The organism is Bacillus sp. HY001, assembly GCF_007558965.1.
Classification (GTDB): Bacteria; Bacillota; Bacilli; order Bacillales; family Bacillaceae_G; genus Bacillus_A; species Bacillus_A mobilis.
In genome coordinates this window covers 1-3,745 of sequence record NZ_VLTE01000148.1, presented here as the reverse complement: position 1 = coordinate 3,745, position 3,745 = coordinate 1, and the positions used below count along the sequence as shown (strand labels likewise).

Sequence of the window (3,745 nt, the reverse complement as noted above, 5' to 3'; positions counted from 1 at the left end):
ACCTGGAATTAAAATACCAAAAATGGTAATATAGAGTCACCTTCAGTTGTCAATTGTGTCCCTTTTTTGAAAGCCCTGTCTATAATGACAAGGCTTTTAAATTTTTCTAACCTAAGATATCCTTTATATTTCGTTTTTTAGTTAACCCTAATAATATGTATGCCTTTTTTAATGTAATTAAGTCTCTTTTACACTTCTCCATTTAGAGATGCTAAATTAACAAATTTCTATTAAAAATTTATTAGACCCTCATACTACAATCATTATCCAAAACCAAAATAATACAAACGAATAAAATGCGTTTTATCACTTTTACTTCTCCCAATTAGTTTATCACCTAATTTTAAATGTATAATTCCAAAATAATTATTAGAAACACCTTTTATAAGAAGAGCTATTTTTCTGTGAAATTTGGTTTACGAATGCTAATTTATCCCCATTTAAATCTCTTTTATAGTAAAAATTGATCTTATGCACAATCTAATTAATAAACTGTGGTATAACGAGTATAGAAATTAATTTTAAATAAAAAGAAGAGTTAATTTTTGATTAACTCTTCTTTTTGCAATTTCCTGCTAGTTACTAGCAATTAATTCACGAAAATGCTCTTCTCTATTTTCTTTTATAAACTTCATCGTTTCTATTTTTCCTACTCAAATTAGCTCCTAAACGTTACATTTTTCATACAATACTGATTCCCAACAGTACTATATGGAATAACTAAACATTATCTTATATACTCTATTAAAAATCTATACTACATAGAGTGAATGTTTGTTTCTATCCAATTACTTGCTTCTTTAATCGCAATAATAACTCCTTCTATCAGTTTAAATCCTTGTAAAAGGTTAATTATTCACCAATATAAATGTACCAGCCCTTATAATTAGCCGTTTGTCCCATTTTTATTTTATGTCGGCCTTTATCAAATGCATATTCCACATTTACATTTTTGACCAATCGATCAATCTCTTTGTCTAGATTCAAATCAGGGTATATCATAGTAACCCATCTTTTCGTCAACTCAATAGATGGGTTATAATTTTCGAAGCTAATAGTAAAATTATTACCGCCCTTTTCATCTATACTCAATGGTCCATACCAATCTTTATTTTCTTTTAACATTTTAGATGAAGCTAAATGTAGTACAGCACTTGTCTCCCAATACTTTATATCTAGATTATATTTCTCATTTATCTCTTTAATGAGATTCTGCGCCTCTTTAGATATAGATTTACTATACACAGGAACAATATCAACCAACGATTTATCAAAAGTGAAATCATCTGTCACCATGGATCTCGGTATCCCTAACGGCATTACTTCAGGTTGTCCCGGCTTCTCTAACTTACGCATTGCACTATATAGAAACTGTGCATACTGCTCACGAGTTACTACTTTTTTAGGCTCAAATAAATTGTTACCTGTGCCCACAGCAATTTTGTTCTCTTGCAAGGCACTAATCGCCCCAGTAGCCCAATAATTTTTTTCCACATCATTAAAAGTAGTAATAGATTGTTGCTTTAAATTAAATGTTTTTTGTAAAATTGCCGCTAATTGTTCACGAGTTAATACATCATTTGGTCCAAATTCATTATCCCCATATCCATTCATAAGGCCAGAACTGACAACAGCATAAATTTCTTTTTCAAACATAGTACCTTTTACATCTTTAAATTGATCTTCAAACCTATCACCTACAAGTAATGGCTGTAGATACACATAAAGCAGACGAGCTGCTTGTCCTCGCGTAATATTATCGCCTAATCCAAACATTCCATTTCCATAGCCAGCTATCATTTTTTTATCTTTTAGATGCATAATTGCATCAGAAGACCAGTGATTTGCAGGAACATCTTTAAATGCTGTATCTGCTTGTACATTCGCTAATGATGTTAATGTCGTCGTAGCAAGTGTAGCTCCTATTAAAAGCATTTTTGTTAGTTTCATACTTCAATCCCCTTATTTCTATAATTTATTATTACAAATAAATTCAATCATCTTATATAATCTCTTCCTAATATATATTAACATATTATTTAATAATCAATATATATTAATATAAAAATAATTTCACTCATACATTAATAACCTCTGTTCTACTCTCGGAATACTTCTAAAATAGATTCCTTTGAGCATGTATGCAAAAGAATTGTTGATAGTAAATAAAACAGAATTTACTATCAAAATGATGAAATATTTAATAGCATTAAGGCATTACATGAATCATCAGATGCTTAAACTTTTTAAATAACTAAAATTCTATAGACCAAAAAGAACCCCGTAATAAGAAAAAATATACAAACTGAGCATCTGCAACATTTGTATAAAACATTTTTATTTAATTCCTTTATTTCTCGAGAATGGATAGATCAAAGTTATTGTCTCTTGTTAGTAGATTCCAATTTTATATATAATGAAATTGAAAAATTACCAATAAACAGTAATAAGAGTTGATACAAGTAAACAAACCAAACGTATCATCGAGGTATTAAAGGATCTATTCAATGTATATTAAGATACATATATAGGATTTAAAACCATGAAATTTTATGTACAGATTGAATTACTACAAGATGGAAGATTGATAGCAAATGTACTCATGAAAAAAGAGCATGCAATTTGCTTAATGTTATAAAACTACTTGATGTGACATCTGTTGAATGAATTAAAAACATACTCAGGGGGAATTTCAAATGAAAATATTTAGTAAAGTATTATTAGCGGGAACATTGGCTCTTGGCGGTTTAGCAGCAATGAATGTGGAAACACCTAAAATTCATGCTGATGAGGCGAGCGAATATTGTCGTTACATTTGCGGTCCTAAAGAAACATTAAATAATTTTACAATTCAACTTTCAGATACGAAATACAGACTGGGACAAAATATCATTCTACGAGCAACAAATGATAATCCATATGATGTACATTACACAGCATCTTTTGAAAAACACTATGATACTGGTTGGGATTATTATGACGCTGATTTTCACTATGGTTCATTATTACCAGCTGGAACAAATGTATATGAAGATTTTGATGCTGCGACTGGCAATGGTGGAGCAATTTCTGAACCAGGAACATATCGCATGAAAATTGAAGTAACATATGCAGATGGACACATCGATACAATGTATACAGCGCCAATCACATTAGCAAATTAAATAATAAGGTTACTTCATATCTTATTGTTTTTATTATCTATCAAATATTTATTCAAAGTACCTAATCTTTTTATTCGTATTAGGTACTTTGAATAATAGTTTTAAGGTTTCGTTCCCTATTAATAGGTATTGAAAATGCAGAAATTGATATTCAAACAATATTAAGAGTTGAAAAATAGGAATACCCTCTCTTATAATTGTCCCATTTTTTAAAAACTAAAGGGATTCACTATTGTCATTATTAGTTTACTTCTTTCCATAATGACAATGCAAAAATCCAATTTGGATCCCCATTCCCTTGATAACTCTGAACTGCCTCATACACCTTATTCTCATGAACTACTCTATCTCCTGCTTTATACGCTTTACGCGCATCCCATTGTTCATAAGAGTTTTCTTGTCCTTTTGTTGTAACAGTGATGGCATCACTTTTCATTGATTCATTACCAGATGTATCGACAGCAGATACTACATACTTATATACTGTATTCGCTTGCAAATCTTTGTCCATAAATGAAGTTGTATTAGCAGTACCTATTTCTTTCATGGCCCCTCCAACTTCTCTGTATACAATATAATGG

3 protein-coding genes are annotated in these 3,745 nt (G+C 30.2%); 1 reads left to right on the top strand and 2 read right to left on the bottom strand.

What is annotated here, in order from left to right; translation table 11 throughout:
- Positions 1-852: 852 nt before the first annotated feature.
- Positions 853-1,950 carry an S-layer homology domain-containing protein gene (locus FOT98_RS29445; protein WP_000778957.1) on the bottom strand — a complete coding sequence of 366 codons (1,098 nt, stop codon included), beginning with the start codon at positions 1,948-1,950 and terminating at the stop codon, positions 853-855.
- A gap of 746 nt (positions 1,951-2,696) precedes the next feature.
- On the opposite strand from FOT98_RS29445, the gene FOT98_RS29440 reads away from it, so the two are divergent.
- Positions 2,697-3,164, top strand: coding sequence for a COG1361 family protein (locus FOT98_RS29440; protein ID WP_000689262.1), 468 nt, complete (start codon positions 2,697-2,699; stop codon positions 3,162-3,164).
- Between the two features lie 241 nt (positions 3,165-3,405).
- On the opposite strand, the gene FOT98_RS29435 is transcribed toward FOT98_RS29440, so the two are convergent.
- Positions 3,406-3,745: carbohydrate-binding protein (locus FOT98_RS29435; protein ID WP_395940779.1), on the bottom strand; the 340-nt coding region annotated here is incomplete at its 5' end.